We start from the raw sequence: 22,629 nt of genomic DNA, 5'->3' as shown, positions 1-22,629 counted from the left end.
CTTTTAAATGACGATTAAAATTTTTGGAAAGGGGATAAATAATAATGAAATTAACAGCTATTAATAACAAATCGCAAAATTTTGAAATTCCAAAAACAATGAAGGCAGTTGTTGCTTATGCACCAGGAGATTATAGATTAGAAGAAGTAGAGACTCCCAAAATTGAAAACGATAAAGAGATAATTGTAAAAGTGGAAGCTTGCGGTATTTGTGCCGGTGATGTAAAAGCATTCTATGGAGCGCCAAGTTTCTGGGGAGATGAAAAACAGCCTCCTTATATTAAAGCGCCTATGATTCCAGGACATGAATTTATTGGACAAATTGTTCAAAAAGGTGATGCTGTTACAGATTTTGAAATTGGTGATCGCGTAATTTCCGAACAAATTGTCCCATGCTGGGAATGCCGTTTTTGTAAGCGTGGTCAATATTGGATGTGTGAAAAACATGACCTTTACGGATTTCAAAACAATGTAAACGGCGGAATGGCGGAATACATGAAGTTTACAAAAGAAGCAATTAACTATAAGGTTCCGAAAGATCTACCAATTGAAAAAGCTATTTTAATAGAACCATATGCTTGTAGCTTACATGCTGTACAACGTGCGCAGATTGAATTAGGAGATGTCGTTGTACTTTCCGGAGCCGGTACATTAGGTTTAGGAATGATAGGTGCAATTAAGAAATCCGGGGCCAAAACATTAGTAGTTTTAGATCTAAAAGAAGATCGTTTAGAGTTAGCAAAAAAATTTGGTGCCGACATTGTTATGAATCCGACTAAAGTTGACGTAGTACAAGAAATTAAAAATATGACTGACGGCTACGGTTGTGATGTATACATTGAAGCTACAGGTCATCCTTCTTCCGTTGAACAAGGTCTTCTTGCCATTAGAAAATTAGGTCGTTTTGTTGAGTTTAGTGTATTTGGCAAACCTGTAACAGTTGACTGGAGTATTATCAGTGACCGTAAAGAGCTTGATCTTTTAGGATCACACTTAGGACCTTATTGCTACCCGTTGGTTATTGAAGGAATTGCTAACGGTGATTTCCCAACTGAAGGTGTTGTAACTCATAAGTTACCGCTTGAAGAATTTGAAAAGGGATTTGAATTGATGGAAAAAGGGGAAAAATCTTTGAAAGTCATTTTAGTGCCGTAATGTCTTTCAGAGAAAAAGGGGGGAAATTAATGACAAATTTAACGAAAAAACAGTCGTTTTTGGATCGTATTGGTATTCCTTCTCATCTGTTTTGGGGATATGTTGGAGTTTTAATCTTTATGATGGGTGACGGATTAGAACTTGCTTGGATAAGTCCCTATCTCGTTGATCGTGGGCTTACCGTCCAACAAGCTGCCGGTCTTACAACCGCATATGGAGTAACGATTGCGATTGGGGCATGGTTTTCGGGTGTATTGGTAGAAGCCATAGGTCCACGAAAAACAATGTTGCTTGGTGTGTTGACTTATACTATAGGTCAAGTACTATTTCTAACTATTGCGTTACCTGAATTACATTACGGTTTGATGATCCCTACATATGCTGTTCGGGGATTTGGCTATCCATTATTTGCCTACGCATTTTTAGTATGGATTACTTATCGGACACCTAGCTATCAATTAGGGAAAGCTGTTGGTTGGTTCTGGTTTGTGTTTACTGGCGGATTAAGTGTACTGGGGGCATATTTCTCCAGTTGGGCCATACCGGTTATTGGCCACATAGGTACTTTATGGGTAGCACTTGTATTTATCGCATTTGGAGCATTTTTAGCGGTAGTTGTGAACCGCGACCAAATTGATGTTAAAAAAGTGGATGAATCTAAGAAAGAAAATAAATTGAAAGAGCTATTAAATGGTATTTTAATTGTCAAAAAAGAGCCGAAAGTTGGAATTGCCGGGATTGTACGTGTTATCAACCAAGCTTCTCAATATGCTTTTCCGTTGTTTTTACCGATTTATTTGGGAAAACAAGGAGTTAGTACAACCGTTTGGTTGAATATTTGGGGAACAATTTTTATTTCTAATATCGCTTTCAACTTAATCTTTGGATATGTTGGTGATAAGTTAGGGTGGAGAAGAACGGTTAAATGGTTTGGTGCTGTAGGTTGTGGTGTATTCACATTAATGCTATTCTACACACCATATTTCTTTGAAGAAAATGTATTTCTAGTCGGTCTAGCAGGTATACTTTGGGGAGCTTGTTTAGCTGGATTTGTTCCACTATCAGCTTTAACTCCTTCTTTAGTTGGTGACGGAGATAAGGGAGCTGCAATGTCAATTTTAAACTTGGGGGCTGGTTTATGTGTTTTTGTCGGCCCTGCAATAGTAACACTATTCTATGATGCTCTTGGCGTTAAAGGTTTAATGTGGTTATTAGCTGGATTATACTTTATAGCGGCTATTTTAACAAACTTTTTAAAACTTCCTGATGAAACGGTCAAAAAAGTATCTAAGAATGTAAAAGAAAAAATAGTTTAAAAACTAAAAATAGTAGTACTATTAAAAAGAAAAGGATTAGCATTAATAATAGTATCATTAATCAAAGGAGTGTACGTCTGTGAAGAAACTGATAAATGATCCGAAAAATGTTGTAGAAGAAATGATTGAGGGCTATGTAAAAGCCTATCCAGACTATGTTAAACAACTACCTGAAAATAAACGAGCAATAGTTACAACACGTAAAACTCGAGAAGGGAAAGTAGGTATATTAATCGGAGGGGGTTCTGGTCATGAACCAGCCTTTATGGGTTATGTTGGTGAGGGAATGGCAGATGGTGTAGCAGTTGGCAATATTTTCGCCTCTCCATCTCCAGAACCAATTTTGGCAGTAACAAAAGCAATTGATAAAGGAGCAGGGGTCGTCTATTTATACGGTAATTATGCAGGTGATGTAATGAACTTTGGTATGGCAGCTGAAATGGCTGAATTGGATGAGGATATATGTGTAGGTACTGCTATAACAACTGATGATGTGGCATCTGCACCAAAAGAAGAAAAGGGAAAACGCCGTGGGATTGCAGGTGAATTCTTTGTATGGAAAGCAGCGGGTGCAGCAGCTGATTTTGGTTATAATTTAGACGAAGTTGTTCGGGTTGCAAAAAAGGCAAATGAAAATATTCGATCAATGGGTGTTGGTTTAACACCATGTTCATTACCTCAAACCGGTAAACCAAGTTTTGAAATTGGTGATGATGAAATGGAAATTGGACTTGGACACCATGGGGAACCGGGGATAGAAAAAGGTCCGCTTAAACCGGCAGATGAAGTAGCAGATCGCTTAGTTAATGAAATTTTAGAAGATATCGAAATCGAAGAAGGGGATAAAGTGGCTGTCTTAGTAAATGGCCTTGGTTCTACACCATATATGGAACTCTTTATTATTTTTCGTCGAGTTGAAAAATTATTAAGTGAACGTGGGATTAAGATATATCGTTCATATGTTGGAAATTATATTACTTCATTAGAAATGGGTGGCTGTTCAATTACATTAATGAAATTGGATGAGGAATTGGAAAAAATGATTGATCATCCAGTTAATACACCAATGTTTGTACAGAAATAAGTAAGGAGGTCTCTAAATGGAATTTACAGCAAAAGATTTCATGCGCTATTTTAAAGCAGTTGTAGATGTAATAGAAGAACAAAAAGACTATCTGTGTGAATTAGATCGCAAACTAGGTGATGGTGACCATGGTGTAACAATGTCCATAGGCTGGCAAGCTGTAAACGAAAAATTAGAAAATGAATTAGCAAATGAAGAAGATCCCGCTAAAGTAAATACAACTGTCGCCAAAACGTTCTTAAATGCAGTCGGATCATCTGTTGGTCCTTTATATGCCACAGGTTTTATACGTGGTGCAAAAGTCATAAAAGGGAAAACAGTGATTAATGATCAAGATTTAGCGGAATATTGGATAGCTTTTGGAAGAGGGATTCAAGAACGCGGTGGTGCACGGGTTGGTGAGAAAACAATGGTTGATACGCTAGAACCTTTTTTAAACGAACTTGAAGCAAAGGTTAAAAAATCCGGTGACTTTGTTGGTGCATTTACATCTGCTGTGCATCAGGCCAAAAAAGGAATGGAATCTACAAAAGATTTGCTATCGAAAAAAGGACGTTCTAGCCGGTTAGGAGATCGTTCAATTGGAGTTCAAGATCCGGGAGCAACTTCCTGTTATCTTATATTAGAAACATTCTTAAATTATGTAAATAATAAGGTAGAAAAAGTCGGTTAAAAAGCAACACAAATGAATCCATTCTTATTATTTAATGGCACCTTTATTGTATCAAATGTAATAAAGGTGTCTTTTTCAAAAAGAAAATACACCTTTCACTTTATAAATCTTTTAAATGGATAAAATGGATATATAAAAACATAATTTTTTATTATAAGATTCGAATTCTAGGAAAAAACAATAAAAAATAAAGATTTATCATTAAATTTTGTGATTTAGACAAACAATGAAAGCTCTTCTGAGATCCCGATTTTTGAATCCTTTTTAGGATAGAATGATTTCCTGGAGTAGTCTATACCCTTCATTCCATGAGGTAGCCCAGATAATAGAAAATTAAAAAGGTGAAATCTCCCAATATTTCTTATCTAGGGAAGCAAATATAAGATTAAAAATAGAGCATATTACAGAAATTTAGAACGTTTTCGATTGTATTTCTTGAATGTGCTGGATTTACTTAACAACAGACGTTCTGCCCTCTCCTTCCTCATCATTTTTTGTGATTGTATTTTGAAGGGATGAAGAAGGAGAGGTCTGCTTGTATCTTAAACTATCCAACTTATTATAAGAATTTTAATTAATTACAAAAAATGTTGATTAAATATAATAAAAAAGTAATCGTTAAACTTTGCACATTTTCTAGGCCTGATTATATTATGAGATAATCTCCTCATGAATCTATAGTATTGTGAAGACAAAGAAGGAAAATTTTTCAATCCATTTTATTATCTTTGCTATCTGTTTAAGAAATTTCTAAATCAAATATAGATAAGAATGATCGATACGGACGCCTTGATCAGCTACTTCCATGCATAGTCAGAAACGATCCCATTATATTGTCGTGTTTTTAATAACCTTACATCCAAATAATACATCCTTATTCTGATAAACAGGTTGGATTATTTTACTCTTACATAAAAAAGAGATGCAGCCAAAAATAATAATATTATGCACCTCTATTTTGAAAAATTTTTATAAAATTTTTATGTTATAATTAATCAGCTGATTATATAAATCGCTTGAAATATTTTGATCAGTAATTAATGTATCAATTTCCTCACAAGTAGCAAAGGTTGCAATTGAACTTGTTCCGATTTTTGATGAATCCAATAGGGCAACAACTTTGTTTGCCTTTTCAACCATCACTCTTTTTAATTCAACTTCATACACATTAAAATCGGTAAGTCCCTCTTCAACTGTAAAACCACTAGCTGATGTAAACAATGTATCAATATTAATTTTGTCCAACACGCTTTTACCAAGGAGTCCTTCGATTGCCATGGATCCCATTCTTGCGATACCGCCGATTAATATAACATTAATTACCGGGTTCTCCTTTAGTTCCAATACTTGAGAAAGGCCGTTTGTTACGACTGTAATATGTTTGTTTGACCCACGTAAAAGCCGAGCTAATTCAAGAGATGTTGTACTCGCATCAAGAAGTATACAATCTTTATGAGAAATTAAATCAATTGCCTTTTTAGCAATGGCAATTTTGGATTCTCGGTTTTTCTTTTCCCTCTCAGAGAAACTCTTTTTTGCAGGAAGATCTTCATTCAAAACAGCACCGCCATGTGTACGAGTTAAAAGCCCCTCTTCTTCTAATATGTTTAAATCAGCACGTAATGTCGCCTCGGAAACGTTTACATATTTAGCTAAGTCTTTAACAGTTACTCTTTTTTTCTCCCGTAATATATTTAAAATTAACTGTCTTCTTTCTGTCGCAAATAATTTATTCATTTTTTATCCCTCCTAACCTACATAAATTGTATCAATAACGTTTCATTAATAAGTAAAAGTAATTAAAAACAAATAAAAACAACCATAATAATACTTATATCAGTTTAAACAATTATTTGCAATATGGCAAGTAAATAAAAATTTAAAAATAATAAAAAGTTTTGTTTATATTATCGAAACAAAAATAAACGAAAATAAAACTTGAAAATAAAAAGTAAATATAATAAAATGATAATGGATAGTAAGAAATAAAAAAATTAAGATGAATTTGAAAGGGGAAACAAATATGAAAATTGGAATCGGATGTGATCATAATGGTTTTGAATTAAAAGAAATAATAAAAAATTTTATAGAGGAATTAGGACATGAGGTTATAGATTACGGCTGTTATTCGATAGATGCAATTGATTATCCTGACGTTGCATTTAAAGTGGCAGAAGGGGTCAACAAAGGGGAGATAGAACGCGGTATTCTTATTTGCGGTACAGGAATTGGTGTATGTATTGCTGCGAATAAATTTCCGGGTATCCGTGCAGCATTAGCTCATGATGTCTATTCCGCTGAAAGGGCACAGTTAAGTAACGATGCGCAAATTCTTACAATGGGTGCACAAATTATTGGACCGGAAGTGGCAAAGAAAGTTGTATCCGCTTACTTAAACGTTGAATGGCAAGGCGGCTCTCAACGTAAGATAGATAAAATTGTAAAGAAAGAAAAACAATTTTTAACCGAACAAGGTCAACAAGCTATTGCCGGTTCATGTGGTTGCTAAATATGTCATTGTTTTATTTAAAAAGGGGTGGACGTCAGTGCATCGATTAATGTTCGATTTTTTAAATGTGACTGAAACAGCGGCATTGGCTTCGTTTGCATGGGTTGGAAGCGGGAATAAGATGGAAGCGGACAGAGCAGCAACAGAATCAATGCGTACCTTGTTAAATCAGATCCCCATGTCCGGTACAGTAGTGATTGGTGAAGGTGAAATAGATGAAGCACCAATGCTTTATATTGGAGAACGGGTCGGTAATGGAAGCGGTCCTGAAATTGATTTAGCCGTCGATCCAATTGATGGCACAACTCCAACCATAAATGGTCAAAATGACGCTATAGCCGTTATCGCCGCGACTCCTAAGGGCGCTTTGCTCAATGCTCCGGATATGTATATGGAAAAAATCGCTACCGGACCTCGAGCAAAAGGTATAATTGATATCAATCAATCATTGGAAGATAATTTATATGCTGTAGCGGAAGCAAGTGGAAAGCAAGTAAATGAATTAACAGTCATTATTCAAGGGAGGGAACGCCATCAAGGAATGATAGATAGTATTCGTAGTCTTGGTGGGAAGGTACTTTTATTTGAAGAAGGTGATGTTATTCCTGCGATTTCCACATGTGTAGAACATTTAAATATTGATATGTTTATCGGCATTGGAGGTGCTCCTGAAGGAGTTTTGGCAGCTGTCGGTATAAAAAGTTTAGGCGGTGATATGCAGGCTAGACTCCTGCCGAGAACAAAAGAGGAGTATGAGAGATGTAAAAAAATGGGGTTATCAGATCCTGAACAAGCGCTTATCCTTAACGATTTAGTCAATGCTGATGATTGTCTTTTTATTGCAACGGGTATTACAAACAACATGTTAATAAGAGGGATTCGTCAAGACAAAAATAAGTTTATTACTCATTCATTATTAATTAACGGAAGAGATAAAAAAATGCGATATACCGAAACTGAGCATTTTTTCACAAGAAAGGCAGCTCTAACAGTATAAGGAGGTAGTAACATGAAATTTTTCCTTGACACAGCTAATATTGAAGAGATAAAACGAGTAGCAAGTCTTGGATTAGTCGACGGTGTAACGACAAATCCGACAATTATTGCCCGCGAAGGAAGAGATTTTGAGGAAGTTATTAAAGAGATTTGTAGTATTGTGGACGGACCAGTTAGTGCTGAAGTTATCGAGTTGACTACCGAAGAAATGGTGAAGGAAGCACGCGTATTGGCCGGTTGGGCGCCTAATGTTGTTGTAAAAATTCCGATGACTGAAGCGGGATTGGAAGCGGTTAATATTCTTTCAAAAGAAGGAATCAAAACAAATGTTACTTTAATTTTCACAGTTGCCCAAGGCTTAATGGCTGCTAAAGCCGGTGCCACTTATGTAAGCCCATTCGTAGGGAGACTTGATGATATCGGTACAGATGGTCTTCAATTAATTAGAAGCTTAAAAGTCGTACTTTCCAATTACAATTTTAAAACAGAAATTATTACGGCAAGTGTTCGTAGCCTTGAACATGTCGAAGAAGCAGCAGTTGTCGGTGCTGATATTGTAACAATCCCGGGTAACCTATTCCCCAAACTATGGGGACATCCATTAACAGATAAAGGAATTGAACGATTTTTAGAGGATTGGAAGAAAGTTCCGATAAAGGGTTAATTTTATTTGAAAGAAAAGGGCAATCGGAAGTTGACCGATTGCTCTTAGGCATTTATAAAATGTAAGGAGGAACACCAATGGTCAACACAGTTTCCATAGAACAATTATCCATTAATACAATTCGTACTTTGTCCATTGACATGATCGAAAAAGCCAACTCCGGACATCCCGGATTACCGATGGGGGCGGCTCCGTTGGCTTACGTTCTTTGGACGGAATTTATGAAACATATCCCGAAAAATTCAAAATGGTTCAATAGAGATCGCTTTGTTTTATCAGCAGGTCACGGTTCGGCACTTTTGTACAGTTTACTTCATCTTTCCGGTTATAACGTAACAATGGATGATTTGAAAAACTTCCGTCAATACGGTTCAAAAACACCGGGTCACCCCGAAGTGCATCATACAGACGGCGTGGAAGCAACAACAGGCCCATTGGGACAAGGAATTGGGATGGCTGTTGGAATGGCGATGGCAGAAAGATTTTTGGCAAGTAAGTATAATAAAGAAGATTTGTCGGTTATTGATCATAATACATATGCCCTTGTCGGTGACGGCGACTTGATGGAAGGGATCTCTCACGAAGCCGCGTCGCTTGCCGGTCACTTAAAATTAGGCAAACTTATTGTTTTATATGATTCCAATGATATTTCCCTTGACGGTGACTTAAACCGCTCTTTTTCCGATCAAACGGCAAAACGTTTTGAAGCATACGGATGGCAAGTTTTACGAGTAGAAGACGGAAATGATACGAAAGAGATTTATGATGCGATTAAAAAAGCCCGGGAAAATACGGAACAACCGACATTAATTGAAGTAAAAACCGTGATCGGTTACGGTTCGCCGAATAAAGCCGGTAGGTCCAAAGTTCATGGTGCACCGTTAGGTAAAGAGGAAATACAATTAACGAAAAAATTTTACGGTTGGAATCATCCGGATTTCCATGTGCCGGAAGAAGTTTATGCAGATTTTCATAAGAAAATAGTTGAGCCGGGCAAAACTACTGAGGATGCTTGGAATCAATTGTTTACCACTTATAAAGAAAAGTACCCGGAACTTGCCGCAGAATTGGAAGCAGCAATAAACGGAGAGCTTCCGGCCGATTGGGATCAAAAATTGCCGGAATTTACACCAGGTTTTGATACTCTTGCAACACGTGTGTCTTCCGGAAAAGTGTTAAACGCCCTTGCGAAAAACGTACCATACCTATTTGGCGGCAGTGCGGACCTTGCAGAATCAAACAAAACTTACTTAAACGGAGAAGGTGACTTTTCTGCCGAAAATTATGCCGGACGGAACATTTGGTTTGGTGTTCGCGAATTCGGTATGGGTGCGGTATTAAATGGAATGGCACTTCACGGCGGGGTGAAAGTGTACGGAGGAACATTCTTAGTATTCAGTGACTATTTAAAACCGGCCATTCGTTTGGCAGCTCTTATGAACGTACCGGTTACGTATGTGTTTACCCATGATTCCATTGCTGTCGGTGAAGACGGTCCGACTCATGAACCGATTGAACAATTAGCCGGATTGCGTTCCATTCCAAATCTTTTGGTTATACGCCCTGCAGACGGTAACGAAGTCCAAGCGGCATGGCGCCTTGCCCTTGAAAGTAAAGATCAGCCAACCGCATTAATTTTAACAAGACAAAACTTGCCGACATTGAAAGGTACGCAAGAGCTTGCTTATGAAGGGGTAAAACGCGGTGCTTACGTAATAAGTAAAGGAGAAAAAGAAGTACCTGATGCATTGTTGATTGCGACTGGTTCTGAAGTGCAGCTGGCTGTCCACGCACAAAAAGCATTGAAAGAAAAAGGAATTGAAGTTAATGTGATCAGTATGCCGTCTTGGGATCGATTTGAAAAACAAGATGAGACTTATAAAAATGAAGTGTTACCAACAACGATAAAAGCAAGAGTCGCAATTGAAATGGCTTCTCCGCTCGGGTGGAAAAAATATGTCGGCGACCACGGCATCGTAATGGCAATCGACACATTTGGTGCATCCGGAAACGGCAATAAAATCATTGAAGAATACGGCTTTACGGTTGAAAATGTTGTTAATCAAGTTGAGCGGTTAGTAAAATAAATGTAGAAATTTTATGGCAAAAGAGTCGGACGGATGTCCGATTCCTTTTTTTGTGCGCTAGGGTAAAAGTCCTAATCTGTGATAGTAGAAGTAGCGGTTAGCTTAACTCAAGGATCTGAACGGAAGATGTTTGTAGTGATAAGGAATTTGCAGGAAACGAGCGACGCTCTGGAAATAAGCCGAGCGACGGTTATGGGAATATTAGGTATCTAGGATAATATAAAAATCATAATAATGAGATGGGAAAGAGCGAGAGTAAGTACTATCGTTTAAAAGCAAGGGCATTTTTATAAGCTTGCCTTTGCTCAGCGAATCGAGGTGTACAAGTCATGAATTTTGAGTAGTTGATATTTAACCATTTATCGCTTGCCATAACATTAAAAATACATCGGTGTCAACCAGGACTTAATGGATCGGGCCAGATGAATAAATCGGTCTTTTCTGTCAGTATTGTTCAACTATTGAACACGATAGTTGAAGTAAAATTATCACAATCTTTTTAAATCTTACCGTTTGAACAAGTACCTTTTCTTCTTTTACTCTTTTGTTTAGTAAAAAGTCTAAAAAACAATTGAAAGAGGAAGAAGCAGTTAGTTGAGTAAAATAAGAATTGAAAATAAAAAAGCACCCATTTATGCATAAGTTAAATGGTGCTTCCAAGTATTTGAAATATAAGTTAATTTCATCAATTGTTCTTTAATCGTTTATTGTAAGAAAATAAAGAATAGAATAGGGGGATGTATCTTCCAAAGTACAAAAATTATTCTACTATTGTTGAAATCTGCCAGGTTATGCCGAATTTATCTCTAACTTGTCCATATGATGGACTCCAGTGAGTTTCTTGAAGTGGCATGATTACTTCGCCACCTTCCTGAAGTTTTCCAAATACTTCTTTTGATTTTTCTACATCATTTAAAGTGATCGCTACTTCAACTTGTGAACCAAGTTGATATGGTTGACCTGGAAATGTATCAGATAGCATAAGAAACGTATTTCCGACTCTTAATTGTGCATGTATTACACGATCTTTTGCTTCAGCAGGAAGAGCGAATTCTGGGTTTTCAGGCAATTCACCGTAAGTTTGAACTCCCAGAACTTCTGCATCCAGTGCATTTTCATAAAATTTCACTGCTTCTTTTCCATTACCATCCATTCTTAAATAAGCATGAACTCCTAAAATCATTAAAACACACCTCTTTTTTCAATTTTTCATCATAATCACCAACAAGAACATACATTCGTAATAATATCACATATTGCATGTGTATGGAAGCACCAGATTAAAACAGAGTCAGTCAATACTTTGTGGGAACTTTTTTGATTCGCTGAAAACAGATGTAAGTCATAGGTTAGCGAACCATTTTTTTTGAATTTCATCCGTGAGCGCTTTCGGACTCTCATCCCTTGCCATGACAGACGAATATGTGGTAGCTAACATTATTGCCAAGTTTTCGTAAGTGTTTTCTTCTTTTTTGCCAAAATCACAAAAAGTGGTGATGAATCAAATTTTTTAAGGGGATCATTTTAATTGAAAAACATTTTATTCGTTGTTTTATTAGTATTCTTGGGGGATGCAGTACGAGCAACAAGGATGTAACGGCTGATGCTGATGAATCATCATCCACTTCTCTTAAGGTAGCTGAGGAAGAAGAGGGAAAAGAGGTTATTGAAAACAATGATGGTGAAAAGCAAAAAAATGACTCTAAACGGAAAGCGATGTAAAAGAAAATGTAACTGAGGAAAGTGATGATCAAGAAAAAGGGGAAGAAGTTTTAAAAGAAAATGTAACTAATGAAACGAATGAGAAAGAAAAGGAACCAGAAATGCAGTTCAAAATGAGAAAGCAACAAAAGAAAATAGTGAAAAAGAAGAAAGACAAGAGGAGAAACCTTTTAAAAAAAGCTGAAAACCAAATTGATAACGATTTTATAAAGAATAACTTAAAGATAGGGATGACTCAAGAAAAAGTAAAGAATTTATTAGGGGAACCAAAAGCTATTGGTACTAGTGCTTTGGAAAGCCATAAAGTATGGAGACATGGTTATGTAACCAAAGAAGGCTATGTTTTTGGGGAACAGAAGGATTTTCAAGAAATGGGGATTCGATACGGTGGATGAAAAAGGTCTAAAAAATGGAGATTTGCGAATGCAATAGTTCATATTATGGACAGATGGAGGAATTATAAATTATTTTTCTAACTTATTATATTGATGAAAACAATAAACGCAAGGAATATCGTGTGTTTGAGGACGGAACAGTTAAGCAAACAGAACTTTAAATTTTGTAAAGATAAAAATAATAAAAGAATTTTACTTAGTTCTTCCAATATTTTTGGAATGAAAGTTAAAACTTTAAAAAGCATTGATATTTACAAATATATAAGGATTTTCTTTTGAAAAGCAAAAATAAAAGCAAGTACAGAATCAACACTAAAGTACACTCTTGGGAACAAGAACACACAATATTAATACTGAAATAACAACATGTTTATTGTGTTTTTGGCATTAAAAAAATGTGGTTGCATTTGGACGACCACACTTTTTTATTTTGCACAATGATTAGTCCAACAAATGAAAAACAGGATTTGAAATTATAGATATACCAATATGAACACTCTTTCGGGTGTTTTTCTTTTTTGGGCAGGAAATCGACACATTTTGTCGAATTGAGTAGACCAAAAGGAGGTTGGTTTAAAATGAAAAAGTTTTTTCAATGTGCCAAAGATCAAGCAATCTGGATTTATTCAGGTATAGCCTGTGCTGTGTTGATCTTATTTCTAAAATAGAATTTAAAACAATAGTATCCTTCGGGGTGCCTTTTTATTTGGAGGAATGACGAACTGTATATATTTGTATCCTTCGTAGGAAGTATCATTAAGATTTTGAGAGTTATTGGATTAGCTTTCACAAATAGTATTTTTTGTATTCCTTGAAAGATGGAACGGAACGTTTTAACGATTATATTGAGAGCTTGTTGAAGAAAGAGATGGACAGAGACTAGTCAATGCATACGGAAGGTTGGCTTTATCTAGCTAGTATTATGTTTGTTTTCAAGGAAAATAGTCGGCTGGCATATAGACTGTTCCATGAAAAAGGAGCTAAAGATTAACTAAATTTGTGATTTAACATTATATCTTATTCAATTAACGTGGCGGGATAGTTTAAGAGCTAACATTAAAAATACGAAGAAAGACAGGATGAGCTGTAAATGAAAAAAGTAATAAAGGTAATTTTTAGTATTAGTTTCATATTTTATTTATTAGCACTGGTAATGCTGTTGTTTGTAGGAGTTATGTTTGTGGGAATTAGAGGTCATATATGGACAGACTTATCGTTAATAGAATATTTAAGGAGTTCTTCAAATTTCGTTCCATTTAAAACTATTAGTACATATATTACGGCAATGTTTGACGGAAGTTTGAATATAGGTATACCTATAAAAAACCTCTTTGGTAACTTAATTATGTTTTTACCAATGGGAATTTACCTACCTTACTATATTAAAAAGATAAACAAGGTAGGTGGATTTACGTTCTCAATGATTATATTGTTATTTGTTATTGAAGTAACACAATTAGTTACAAGAAGAGGAAGTTTTGATATTGATGATTTTATACTTAATATGGCAGGTGCTTTGATAGGTTTTGGTATTTGGAAAACAAAAATAGTTCAGAGGTTACTTAAATAAATGTCTCTTACTCTTCAACTAAAGGGGGCTTTAGGTGAATAAGACTAAACTACGATATATAACTTCCAGATAATTGGAAGTTCTACTTTTTTATATAAAATCAACATTAAACTTTAACATAGCCATTTTTAAAAGGCCACCAAGTGATAGCGCGGTAGCTGCGAAAAAAATTTATAAATTTTTGTGTCTACTTTATTGACCTAATATCAAATCTCCAGTGAATAGTTGTAAAAGTATATAAAGAAAAAACGCCTCTCTCATCATTTTCCAGCACCTCGTATCAAATGTAATTATCTCAATTTTTTACTATAAATTTAGAAAGCCGTTTTGCGCCAACATATACTGCGTGAATACATAAATACCCGAAAAACAAAAATAGGGAAACATAAAGACGACCTTTTTCTGTCATTACAATTTCATTAGATAGAAGAGAATAAAAGAACACATACTATCTTTCAAACGCTTAAAACATACCGATAAAAGAGATGGACATCAACTATCCCAGTTAAGAAGCATCCTTTGAATAGTACCGCTATCTAACTAATGATTCTAGAAAGGATTGGAGACATTTTGAACGTTACGAGTTAAGCCGAATTTTCTCGCAAACTTTCTTGAATTCTTTTGCCCTTTGCTCAATCGTTCGCAATAGTTTTGCATCATTTGGATATATCAATTCAATAGCAGCAATAATATGACCGCTTGTGTTTTTCAAAGGAGCGGCGACAGTTGTTTTTGTCAATAATAAATTGAGCCAGAGCGATCACTTCAAAAGTGAGCCACTTTTAGAATCAGAGTTCCCATAAATGGGAGAAGGTGGGTGTTTGGATGAGTTGCCCCTAGGGGCAACTCATCCAAACGCTTCGCGCACCTGGCTACCACTCCCCATTTTCCCTCTGTTTCATACTTTGACGGAATCGATAAGATTCTCCGTTTAGAAGAAGAATGTGCGAACGGTGAGTGAGCCGATCAAGCAACGCTGCTGTCATCTTTTCATCCCCAAAAATGTTCGTCCATTCTACAAATTCAAGATTTGTTGTAATGATGACACTTGCACGTTCATAGCGATTGGAAAAGAACTGAAATAATAGCTCTGCTCCTGTTTTGGAAAAGGGGATATATCCCAGTTCATCTACGATGATCACATCATATTTGAGCCACTTCTTCTCAAACGCACCAAGTTTGTGCTCTTCTTTAGCAATAAGCAACTCTTCCACTAACTCGGAAGCAGTAATGAATTTGGTTTTGTAGCCATTTTGGATCATGGCGATTCCAAGCCCAATGGCCAAATGGGTTTTCCCTGTGCCACTATTCCCTAGAAAAATAATATTCTCTTTTCTCTCTACAAACTCACCTTTTGCGAGTGTGAGAAATCGATTTCGATTTAAGCTCGGCATGAAAGTAAAATCATAGGTGTCTAAAGTTTTGTGGATGGGAAAGGCAGCTTGTTTGAGCCTTCGCTGTCTTTGATTTTCCTCTCTTGCCTGCACTTCTGCTTCTAATAGTGCCAATAAGTATTCTTCATACCGTAGATTTCTTTCTTCTGCCTCTCTTGCGAGAGAGCGATATTGTTTCGCAATTGTAGGCATTCTCAATTGCTTCGTGATATGGTCTAAAAGGATTTCTGTTGTCATTTCATCTGACCTCCCGTTAATTGTCCGTATTGAGCTACGTTTGCCTTTTGAATTTTATAGTCTAGTAGATTTACAGGCGTTTTCTCCTTAGATAGATCTTGGACCTGCAAGTAGTTATTCGTCAGTCTTTGAATGATTTCATGGACGACTTCATACCGATAGACCTGCGCTTGTTCAGCTTCTCGTAATGCTTGTGTCAATTTTTCCATCCCGATCTCTCGATGAAGGAGAAGGAGTCGGATAAATTTACGGTCGCCCGCGGCTCCTTCTTGTTCCCTCATTTTTCGGTGAAAACGCCTAAATACATCCGGAAGGTCAGATGATTGAAATGCATGGGCATCCCGAATCGCTCGCGGTTTTTTTAATAATGCCTCCAGATAATGATCTAGATTGGTGATCATCTGGTTCCGTTCGTAAGAACGAGGATGTTCAGCGATCACTTGATTTTGAGCCACAACGATCACATGATCGACAAATATTTTTGCCCATACAGCTTGACCTACATAACTACAAGGGACAGAATACTGATTGGTCTCCACTGTAATTAAAGAGGTCTTATTCACCTGACAAGAGACTAATCGGCAAGCTTCAAACTTCTTTTCAGGGAGTGGGTGTAGATACTCCTTTTCTTTCGCCCACATTTGCGCAACCGTTTCTTTAGTGAACGGAACGGTTTTTTCTTCCGCCTCTCTCAAACACCAGTCCAATAGATAAGCGTTTAATTCCTCCAGCGATTGTACGTCCGGAAGCGGAACGAAGACGTTTCTTCTTACGTATCCGACCGTCCCTTCCACTCGTCCTTTTTCATTCCCGGAACGAATATTACAAAACTCTGCCTTAAACAAATAGTGGGATTGTAAGGCTAGAAAAGCATCCTGTTCGAGACGATCTCTCCCTTGGAGTATTTTTACTACGGCTGTTTTTAAATTATCAAATACCCCTTCGGTAGGTACTCCTCCAAAGAATTCAAACGCATGGACAAAGCCATCTAAGAAAGCCTCCTGTTTCTCATGCAGGTATGCTCGTACAAATCGCATTCGACTTGCCGAAAGTTGCATACAAAAGAGGTAAATTCGTTGTGTTCGACCCTGTAGAATAATATCCGCCTCTCCCCAGTCGAATTGGAATTGGTGGCCGAGTTGAAAGTCAAGGGGAATAAAGACTTCCTGTAGCTTCTTCTTACGTTTGGCTACAACCTTACGGATGTTGGACTCAGATCCTTTGAAATCGTACTCATCGACCAATCTTCGATAAATTCTGGCAGCGGTATGACGTTGTTTTCCCCAACGTTTTAGATCGTCTTCGAGCCATTGATCAATAATGGGCAAGACTCGCTTCGTTTCATCGGAATACTCCTTTCCATGATAGTTTTTCTGCCGATGAATGGTGGTTGGAGCCTCATTCTGTTTTAGATATTTGCTTACGGTATTTCTTGAAATCCCTAATTTTTGAGCAATTTGTCGTTGGGATAGCCCTTCTACCTCATGCAAGAATTTGATATGATGAAATTGAGCCATCTTGATCATCCTTTTTCTCTCCCTCTGATGAAAAGTTTAGGCACTTTCAATCATAAGGGAGGTAATGAAAATTGGAAATCAGGTGGCTCATTTTTTATGTGATCGAACCCTTCAAAAGTGGCTCAATTTTAAATTATCAAATACAACAGTGATGAAATCTTGATAATGTTCATCCGCTGAAATTGCATATCCATTAGTTTTTACATGTTTGAGTTCATCTAAAAAGTCCTCAATATTTGAAAAAGCGGTAGCAGTTAAAAGATATTGTTCGGAATAATGGATAATTTCCTCTTCAGATAGTTGCGACAATAAAATTTTTCCAGCACTTGTATAGTGTAAAGGTACCTTTCTTTCTATGTACGTCACATACCCCATGATAAGATGTTCGTAGTCTGTTTTATTAATATAGTAAACGTGTTCGCGGTGCATCACACCAATTTGAACCGTTGCTTTGAATTGAGAAGATAATTTCTTAAGTAAATAGGTAGAATTGCTGATAAGTTTTGTGTGGGCTGTCACAACAGAACTTAAGGAAAGAATGGACACACTTAATCGGTAGCTGTTCAATATGGAATCTTTCACAATAAAGCCTTCGTCTTCAAGATTTTTTACTAGCCGATGAGCAGTGCTGTAGGCGATTCCAAGTTGATCTGAAATTTCTCTAATGGAGTATTCACTTTTTTCCATGGTAAATAAATCGAGAATTCTTAAGGCATTTTCTAAAGAAGAGTAAGTTTTCTTTTTCATGTAATTTAGCAACTCCCGCCTAAAGATTAATTAAAATATCCGAGCATTTTCGAAAGCTTTTTGGCGGCTCGGATGACTTCTTGGGTAAAATAGGGAATATCCTCTTTGGTAATCCGATTACTTCTTCCTGTAACACTAATCGCTGCGATGACTTCATTTGTATAATCATAAACAGGAGCACCGATGCTAATCCCCTGGTAAAATTCATCAATACAAATAGCAAAACCTTGTTTTTGAATTTCCTTTAATTGAGTGATCAGTTCGTGAGCAGATGCAACAGTATTTTGTCCATAACGTACAATCCCGTTTTCTTCAATTTTTTTCACTAACTTTTCTCTTTTCTCCTCTTTTTGATAAGCTAACATGATTTTTCCGCAGGCTGTACAATAGGATGGATTTCTTTTCCCGATGTGTGAATTTAACCGGATCGGATGTTTGCTCTCAATTTTGTCTAAGTATGCGATATCAGTTCCTTCCAGGACTCCTAGATGAACGGCTTCATCCAATTTTTGAACGAGTTCTTCTAAAACGGGTCTGGCTTCTTTTCGAATTTCCATTGTTGTTGTAATGATTTCAGATAAATGGAGAAACATATAGCCTAGCCTATATCGTTTTGATTGAGAATCTCGCAAGATGTAGCCATAATCTTCAAGGGTCACCAATAACCTTTTGGTCGTGCTAATGTTTAAATGAAGCTGCTTCGAAATCTCTGATAGTTTCCATTCAGGATTCTCCTTCGTAAATAGTTTTAGAATGTTCATGGCATTTTTGATTGTGTGAATCGAATAGGTTTCATTCATATGCTTCCTCCAAAATTTTTGAAATTATCATATAGCGAGAATCTATATTTTTATACAACTATTTTTTTGGTAAATGTCATATAGCGGGAATGTATACTTTTATTTAACTGTTTTTTATTATAACATCAAATCGAAAAATTCAATAAAAACAAAATATTCATAATTTAGGGAGGATAAAAATGATTCTGAAATTTGAAAACGAATTCAACGAACCTTATGTGGAATTGAAGGATTTTCAAGAAATAAAACTGAGGAAACAAATAAAGTATGTGTATGAAAATTCCCCATTTTATAGAGAAAAATTTAGACAAGCGGGAATTTCGCCTGATGATATTCAAACGATCGGGGATTTAGAGAAAGTACCTTTTACAACAAAGGATGAGATAAGGGAGAGCCAAAAAATTCAGCCGCCTCTAGGGTTGCACGCGGCCGCTTCTTTAGAAGATGTCATTCGGGTGCATTCTTCATCAGGAACAACAGGCAAGCCAACATATGTTGGGATCACAAGGCATGATTGGGATGTATGGACAGAAATTCTTGCAAGGGTATTGACGACCCACGGGATTGGAAGAGACAGTCGAATCGTTTTTGCCATGGGACTTACTTTTTTCGTTGGAAGTTCAATGAAAGACGGTATTGAACGATTAGGTGCAACATTTATTCCTATTGGTACCGGCGCTTCTGAACGCGTAGTTCAAAGCATTCAAGATTTTCAGGCGGATGTTCTATTTTGCACCCCTTCCTATGCAAGCTATTTAGCAGAATATGTACGGGACCATTTTCATATGGAGCCAAAAGATCTTGGCATAAAAATTATGTCTGTAGGAGGCGAACCGGGAGGTGGTCTGCCGGAAGTAAGAAAAAAAATAGAGCAAGACTGGGGATGTAAAGTTTTAGAGGCAATGGGAAATGCAGATATGGCTCCTGTATTGTTTAGCGAGTGTCCGGAACAGGATGGAATGCATTTTATAGGCTCAGACTTTGTCATTTGCGAAATCATTGACCCGAAAACGGGTAAAACGATTCCAATAGCTGATGGAGTAGAAGGGGAACTCGTTTATACAGCGATCGATCGCGAATGCTGTCCGCTCGTTCGCTTCCGCACGAGAGATTTAATTCGGGTTAAAACAGGTGAATGTAAATGCGGCAGAAAAAGTTTTCGAATCAGATGCATCGGACGAACTGATGACATGCTTATTGTAAGAGGTGTCAATGTATTTCCATCAGCTATTAAAGATATGGTCAGCAGCTTCCGTCCACAAGTAACGGGAGAAATTCGAATCTTGTTAAAACAAAAACCGCCGTTAGTACATCCTCCTTTACCCATTCAGGTGGAGGTTGAAGACGGGTTAACCGAAAGTGAACAATCGGCATTGAAAAAAGAGATAGAGAGTACTCTTCGTTCGAAACTGATTTTTACCTCTGATGTTCAACTTGTTCCAAAAGGAACATTACCAAGGTTTGAAATGAAAGCGAAATTAGTTCAAGAAATAAATGTGTAAAAAATTTTTCTATATTAACACTGACTATTTGTTAATAAGATTCATAGAATTTTCATATAGCGAGAAATGTTACTTTTATAAGAAATTTTAAAAAATTTATGGAGGGATAAAATGAATTTGCAATTTGTTGATACAACGTTTCGCGATGGATCCCAAAGTTTGTGGGCAGCCGGAATGCGTACAGGAATGATGGAAGCGGTTGCGGAAGATATTGGAAATGCTGGCTTTCGCGTTGTTGAAGTACCCGTTATGCCGATTAATTTCAAAAAGATGATAAGAGATTTAAAAGAAGATCCTTGGAAATTGGTTCGTATGTTGGCGGAAAAAATGCCAAATGTAACAAAAGGTACTATGGGGGAACCGGCCATTTTTCCCTTTGAGATTATAAACGCCCCTGTTGAAGTTGTGAAACTGTTTTATAAGCGGATTGTGGAAACGGAAGTATTAAACAGGGTACAAATTATGGCAAATATTTTCGGGAATGTAGACAAACTTTATCCATGGTATCTTCCGTTTTTAAGAAGTTTAAACTTAGAAGTTGTTCTAGCTCTTTCTTATACTGTTTCACCACGGCATACGGATGAGTATTATGCCGAGAAAACCCGTGAGTTAGCTGCAATGAAACCGGATGTTATTTATTTAAAAGACCAAGGAGGTCTTTTAACACCAGATAGAATCAAAACGTTGATGCCGGTGATTTTGGAAAACGCGGGCGGCATTCCTGTTGAACTCCATTCCCATTGTACAACGGGATTAGCCGAAGCGGTGTATATGGAAGCGGTTAAACTTGGCGTTCGGACCCTTCATACTGCCATTCCGCCGTTAGCGGACGGATCTTCTCAGCCATCCGTTTTCAATACAGTAAAAAATGCCGGATATTTAGGCCATCAAACAAGCTTAGATTTAGAAAGAATCCAGCGGGCTTCAGATAAATTAATGCAAATCGCGAAAGAAGAAAATCTGCCTATCGGACAACCGCTCTATTACGATTATTCCCAATATGTTTACCAAATTCCGGGCGGTGTGATATCAAACTTAAAACACCAATTAAAAGAATTAAAACTTGAAAACCGATTAGATGAAGTATTGGAAGAAACGGTGCGTGTTCGTGAAGATTTAGGCTATCCGGTGATGATTACTCCGTATTCTCAATTTGTTGTCAGTCAAGCTGCGATCAATGTTGCTACAGGCGAGCGCTACAAAGTAGTAATTGATGAAATTATTCAATTCGCTCAAGGAATATTTAGTGAAGACTCTGGTTACACTTGGATGGATCAAAATTTACGGGATAAGATTTTATCTTTGCCGAGAGCAAAACAGTTGTCAAAACCGTCAGATCGAGATGTACCTCTTCATAAAATAAGAGAGCAATTCGGCGGTCCTGATTTATCGGATGAAGAGTTTTTGCTTCGTTATATTATGAAAGGAACAAAAGAAATTGAAGAGATGCGTAAAGCAGGGCCTCATAAGACCTATTTTTCAGCGTCAACTCCATTAGTACAACTGCTAGATAAACTTAGTAAGCAGCAAGATATCACACATGTGCAAATACAAGGTTTTAACAGCTCTTTAGTTTTAACAAAATAAAAAAAGTTTCGGATAGAACGCGGGTTTGTCAAAGAAAACGTAGGAGGGGAAAATATGAACAAAAAGGGATTGGAAATTTTAAGTGAAATGGATGTACAAAACCTCACGGCTCTTATTGAAAAATTAGAGGCTTCTTCTTTTAACTTTTTAAAGCTTGAAAATGAAGATTATAAAATTGTAATCGGCAAAAATAGCGTGATCGAATCAAGTGAGACTGAAAAACAAACTGTCCAAGTCGCTGCTGAAACTCCTGTAGAATCAAAAACACAAGAAATTCAGTACCAAGAGGCAGCTGCAACGGAAGAACAAGCTGTGATTGAGGAAGCACCTTCAAACACTTTAAAAGAAATACCTGCCATACAAGAAGGGATTGAAATTATTAAAGCGCCAATGGCCGGTTTGTTTTATGCTCAATCTGAACCAGGTGCTCCTCCGTATGTAAAAGTTGGCGACCAAGTTGAAGAAAAGACAACAGTTGGATTAATCGAAGTCATGAAGGTATACAGTGCAATTCATGCGGGAGTAAAAGGAGAAATTGTCGACATTCATGTTGAGGATGCACAACTAGTAGAATACGGCCAACCGTTATTTTCAGTTAAAGTCAAATAAACGTAAGCACCTCTTATCGTATTGGAAAAATATAAAATGGGTATCGCTTTTTAAGCTCAGAAATTA

Annotated in this window: 19 protein-coding genes; 13 read left to right on the top strand and 6 right to left on the bottom strand. The window is 36.9% G+C overall.

All coding sequences use genetic code 11. The features are described 5' to 3' along the window. Positions 1 to 44 precede the first annotated feature (44 nt). The 4 genes from ACVIJU_RS11405 to dhaL all read left to right on the top strand — a co-directional run bounded on the left by ACVIJU_RS11405 (position 45) and on the right by dhaL (position 4,227). On the top strand, positions 45 to 1,154 hold the full coding sequence (locus ACVIJU_RS11405) for an MDR/zinc-dependent alcohol dehydrogenase-like family protein (protein ID WP_063388756.1): 1,110 nt from the start codon (positions 45 to 47) through the stop codon (positions 1,152 to 1,154). A 29-nt stretch (positions 1,155 to 1,183) separates the two neighbouring features. Continuing rightward, complete coding sequence (locus tag ACVIJU_RS11400; protein ID WP_063388757.1) at positions 1,184 to 2,470, top strand: MFS transporter; 1,287 nt, start codon at positions 1,184 to 1,186, stop codon at positions 2,468 to 2,470. Between the two features lie 79 nt (positions 2,471 to 2,549). Continuing rightward, positions 2,550 to 3,554 carry a dihydroxyacetone kinase subunit DhaK gene (gene dhaK / locus ACVIJU_RS11395; RefSeq protein WP_063388758.1) on the top strand — a complete coding sequence of 335 codons (1,005 nt, stop codon included), beginning with the start codon at positions 2,550 to 2,552 and terminating at the stop codon, positions 3,552 to 3,554. Positions 3,555 to 3,570: 16 nt separating this feature from the next. Further along, entirely contained in the window at positions 3,571 to 4,227 is a 657-nt protein-coding gene (gene dhaL / locus ACVIJU_RS11390) for a dihydroxyacetone kinase subunit DhaL (protein WP_063388759.1), read from the top strand. A 969-nt stretch (positions 4,228 to 5,196) separates the two neighbouring features. Here the strand turns inward: dhaL and ACVIJU_RS11385 are convergent. Next, on the bottom strand, positions 5,197 to 5,964 hold the full coding sequence (locus ACVIJU_RS11385) for a DeoR/GlpR family DNA-binding transcription regulator (protein WP_063388751.1): 768 nt from the start codon (positions 5,962 to 5,964) through the stop codon (positions 5,197 to 5,199). A gap of 286 nt (positions 5,965 to 6,250) precedes the next feature. Here ACVIJU_RS11385 and rpiB point away from each other — a divergent pair, with 286 nt between their 5' ends. The 4 genes from rpiB (at position 6,251) to tkt (ending at position 10,483) form a co-directional block, all read left to right on the top strand. After that, positions 6,251 to 6,736, top strand: coding sequence for a ribose 5-phosphate isomerase B (rpiB, locus tag ACVIJU_RS11380; protein ID WP_063388750.1), 486 nt, complete (start codon positions 6,251 to 6,253; stop codon positions 6,734 to 6,736). Between the two features lie 37 nt (positions 6,737 to 6,773). Further along, positions 6,774 to 7,733, top strand: a complete 960-nt coding sequence (glpX, locus tag ACVIJU_RS11375) for a class II fructose-bisphosphatase (RefSeq protein ID WP_117017533.1) — start codon at positions 6,774 to 6,776, stop codon at positions 7,731 to 7,733. Between the two features lie 12 nt (positions 7,734 to 7,745). Beyond that, on the top strand, positions 7,746 to 8,396 hold the full coding sequence (fsa, locus tag ACVIJU_RS11370; protein WP_063388749.1) for a fructose-6-phosphate aldolase: 651 nt from the start codon (positions 7,746 to 7,748) through the stop codon (positions 8,394 to 8,396). 77 nt (positions 8,397 to 8,473) lie between these two features. Continuing rightward, positions 8,474 to 10,483: a transketolase gene (gene tkt / locus ACVIJU_RS11365; RefSeq protein WP_311066201.1), complete on the top strand. Its 2,010-nt coding sequence runs from the start codon at positions 8,474 to 8,476 to the stop codon at positions 10,481 to 10,483. A gap of 760 nt (positions 10,484 to 11,243) precedes the next feature. Here the strand turns inward: tkt and ACVIJU_RS11360 are convergent. Beyond that, entirely contained in the window at positions 11,244 to 11,666 is a 423-nt protein-coding gene (locus ACVIJU_RS11360; protein WP_063388747.1) for a VOC family protein, read from the bottom strand. Between the two features lie 652 nt (positions 11,667 to 12,318). On the opposite strand from ACVIJU_RS11360, the gene ACVIJU_RS11355 reads away from it, so the two are divergent. Together ACVIJU_RS11355 and ACVIJU_RS11350 are read left to right on the top strand one after the other, a co-directional pair. Further along, positions 12,319 to 12,600: a hypothetical protein gene (locus ACVIJU_RS11355; RefSeq protein WP_456687633.1), complete on the top strand. Its 282-nt coding sequence runs from the start codon at positions 12,319 to 12,321 to the stop codon at positions 12,598 to 12,600. A gap of 1,090 nt (positions 12,601 to 13,690) precedes the next feature. Beyond that, entirely contained in the window at positions 13,691 to 14,170 is a 480-nt protein-coding gene (locus ACVIJU_RS11350; protein WP_094245988.1) for a VanZ family protein, read from the top strand. A gap of 872 nt (positions 14,171 to 15,042) precedes the next feature. Here ACVIJU_RS11350 and istB read toward each other — a convergent pair. The 4 genes from istB to ACVIJU_RS11330 form a co-directional block, all read right to left on the bottom strand. Further along, a complete protein-coding gene (gene istB, locus ACVIJU_RS11345; RefSeq protein ID WP_066251710.1) occupies positions 15,043 to 15,801 on the bottom strand; it encodes an IS21-like element helper ATPase IstB in 759 nt (252 codons plus the stop codon). Then, positions 15,798 to 17,327, bottom strand: coding sequence for an IS21 family transposase (gene istA / locus ACVIJU_RS11340; RefSeq protein ID WP_066251714.1), 1,530 nt, complete (start codon positions 17,325 to 17,327; stop codon positions 15,798 to 15,800). Before istA ends, istB begins: the two co-directional genes overlap by 4 nt. A gap of 102 nt (positions 17,328 to 17,429) precedes the next feature. Further along, positions 17,430 to 18,065 (bottom strand): IclR family transcriptional regulator, encoded by a 636-nt coding sequence (locus ACVIJU_RS11335; protein ID WP_456687632.1) that lies wholly within the window; start codon positions 18,063 to 18,065, stop codon positions 17,430 to 17,432. A gap of 26 nt (positions 18,066 to 18,091) precedes the next feature. Then, positions 18,092 to 18,865 carry an IclR family transcriptional regulator gene (locus tag ACVIJU_RS11330; protein ID WP_063388202.1) on the bottom strand — a complete coding sequence of 258 codons (774 nt, stop codon included), beginning with the start codon at positions 18,863 to 18,865 and terminating at the stop codon, positions 18,092 to 18,094. Positions 18,866 to 19,044: 179 nt separating this feature from the next. Here ACVIJU_RS11330 and ACVIJU_RS11325 point away from each other — a divergent pair, with 179 nt between their 5' ends. From ACVIJU_RS11325 to ACVIJU_RS11315, 3 genes are all read left to right on the top strand, one after another. Then, positions 19,045 to 20,367, top strand: a complete 1,323-nt coding sequence (locus ACVIJU_RS11325) for a phenylacetate--CoA ligase family protein (RefSeq protein WP_456687631.1) — start codon at positions 19,045 to 19,047, stop codon at positions 20,365 to 20,367. Between the two features lie 111 nt (positions 20,368 to 20,478). Continuing rightward, entirely contained in the window at positions 20,479 to 21,954 is a 1,476-nt protein-coding gene (locus ACVIJU_RS11320) for a hypothetical protein (protein WP_456687630.1), read from the top strand. Positions 21,955 to 22,008: 54 nt separating this feature from the next. Next, the gene (locus ACVIJU_RS11315; RefSeq protein ID WP_456687629.1) at positions 22,009 to 22,563 is read left to right on the top strand and encodes an acetyl-CoA carboxylase biotin carboxyl carrier protein; all 555 of its coding nucleotides are present in this window, start codon (positions 22,009 to 22,011) and stop codon (positions 22,561 to 22,563) included. The last annotated feature ends 66 nt before the right edge of the window (positions 22,564 to 22,629 follow it).

This window comes from Aeribacillus sp. SP014, from assembly GCF_054055575.1.
Note: the sequence above shows the minus strand (reverse complement) of the source record. Positions and strands in the feature narration are given on the sequence as shown.

Coding starts and splice junctions, on each gene's coding strand:
- ACVIJU_RS11405 (WP_063388756.1), top strand. CDS start 45: ATGAAATTAACAGCTATTAATAACAAATCGCAAAATTTTGAAATTCCA.
- ACVIJU_RS11400 (WP_063388757.1), top strand. CDS start 1,184: ATGACAAATTTAACGAAAAAACAGTCGTTTTTGGATCGTATTGGTATT.
- dhaL (WP_063388759.1), top strand. CDS start 3,571: ATGGAATTTACAGCAAAAGATTTCATGCGCTATTTTAAAGCAGTTGTA.
- ACVIJU_RS11385 (WP_063388751.1), bottom strand. CDS start 5,964: ATGAATAAATTATTTGCGACAGAAAGAAGACAGTTAATTTTAAATATA.
- rpiB (WP_063388750.1), top strand. CDS start 6,251: ATGAAAATTGGAATCGGATGTGATCATAATGGTTTTGAATTAAAAGAA.
- fsa (WP_063388749.1), top strand. CDS start 7,746: ATGAAATTTTTCCTTGACACAGCTAATATTGAAGAGATAAAACGAGTA.
- tkt (WP_311066201.1), top strand. CDS start 8,474: ATGGTCAACACAGTTTCCATAGAACAATTATCCATTAATACAATTCGT.
- ACVIJU_RS11360 (WP_063388747.1), bottom strand. CDS start 11,666: ATGATTTTAGGAGTTCATGCTTATTTAAGAATGGATGGTAATGGAAAA.
- ACVIJU_RS11355 (WP_456687633.1), top strand. CDS start 12,319: ATGAGAAAGCAACAAAAGAAAATAGTGAAAAAGAAGAAAGACAAGAGG.
- ACVIJU_RS11350 (WP_094245988.1), top strand. CDS start 13,691: ATGAAAAAAGTAATAAAGGTAATTTTTAGTATTAGTTTCATATTTTAT.
- istB (WP_066251710.1), bottom strand. CDS start 15,801: ATGACAACAGAAATCCTTTTAGACCATATCACGAAGCAATTGAGAATG.
- istA (WP_066251714.1), bottom strand. CDS start 17,327: ATGATCAAGATGGCTCAATTTCATCATATCAAATTCTTGCATGAGGTA.
- ACVIJU_RS11335 (WP_456687632.1), bottom strand. CDS start 18,065: ATGAAAAAGAAAACTTACTCTTCTTTAGAAAATGCCTTAAGAATTCTC.
- ACVIJU_RS11330 (WP_063388202.1), bottom strand. CDS start 18,865: ATGAATGAAACCTATTCGATTCACACAATCAAAAATGCCATGAACATT.
- ACVIJU_RS11325 (WP_456687631.1), top strand. CDS start 19,045: ATGATTCTGAAATTTGAAAACGAATTCAACGAACCTTATGTGGAATTG.
- ACVIJU_RS11320 (WP_456687630.1), top strand. CDS start 20,479: ATGAATTTGCAATTTGTTGATACAACGTTTCGCGATGGATCCCAAAGT.
- ACVIJU_RS11315 (WP_456687629.1), top strand. CDS start 22,009: ATGAACAAAAAGGGATTGGAAATTTTAAGTGAAATGGATGTACAAAAC.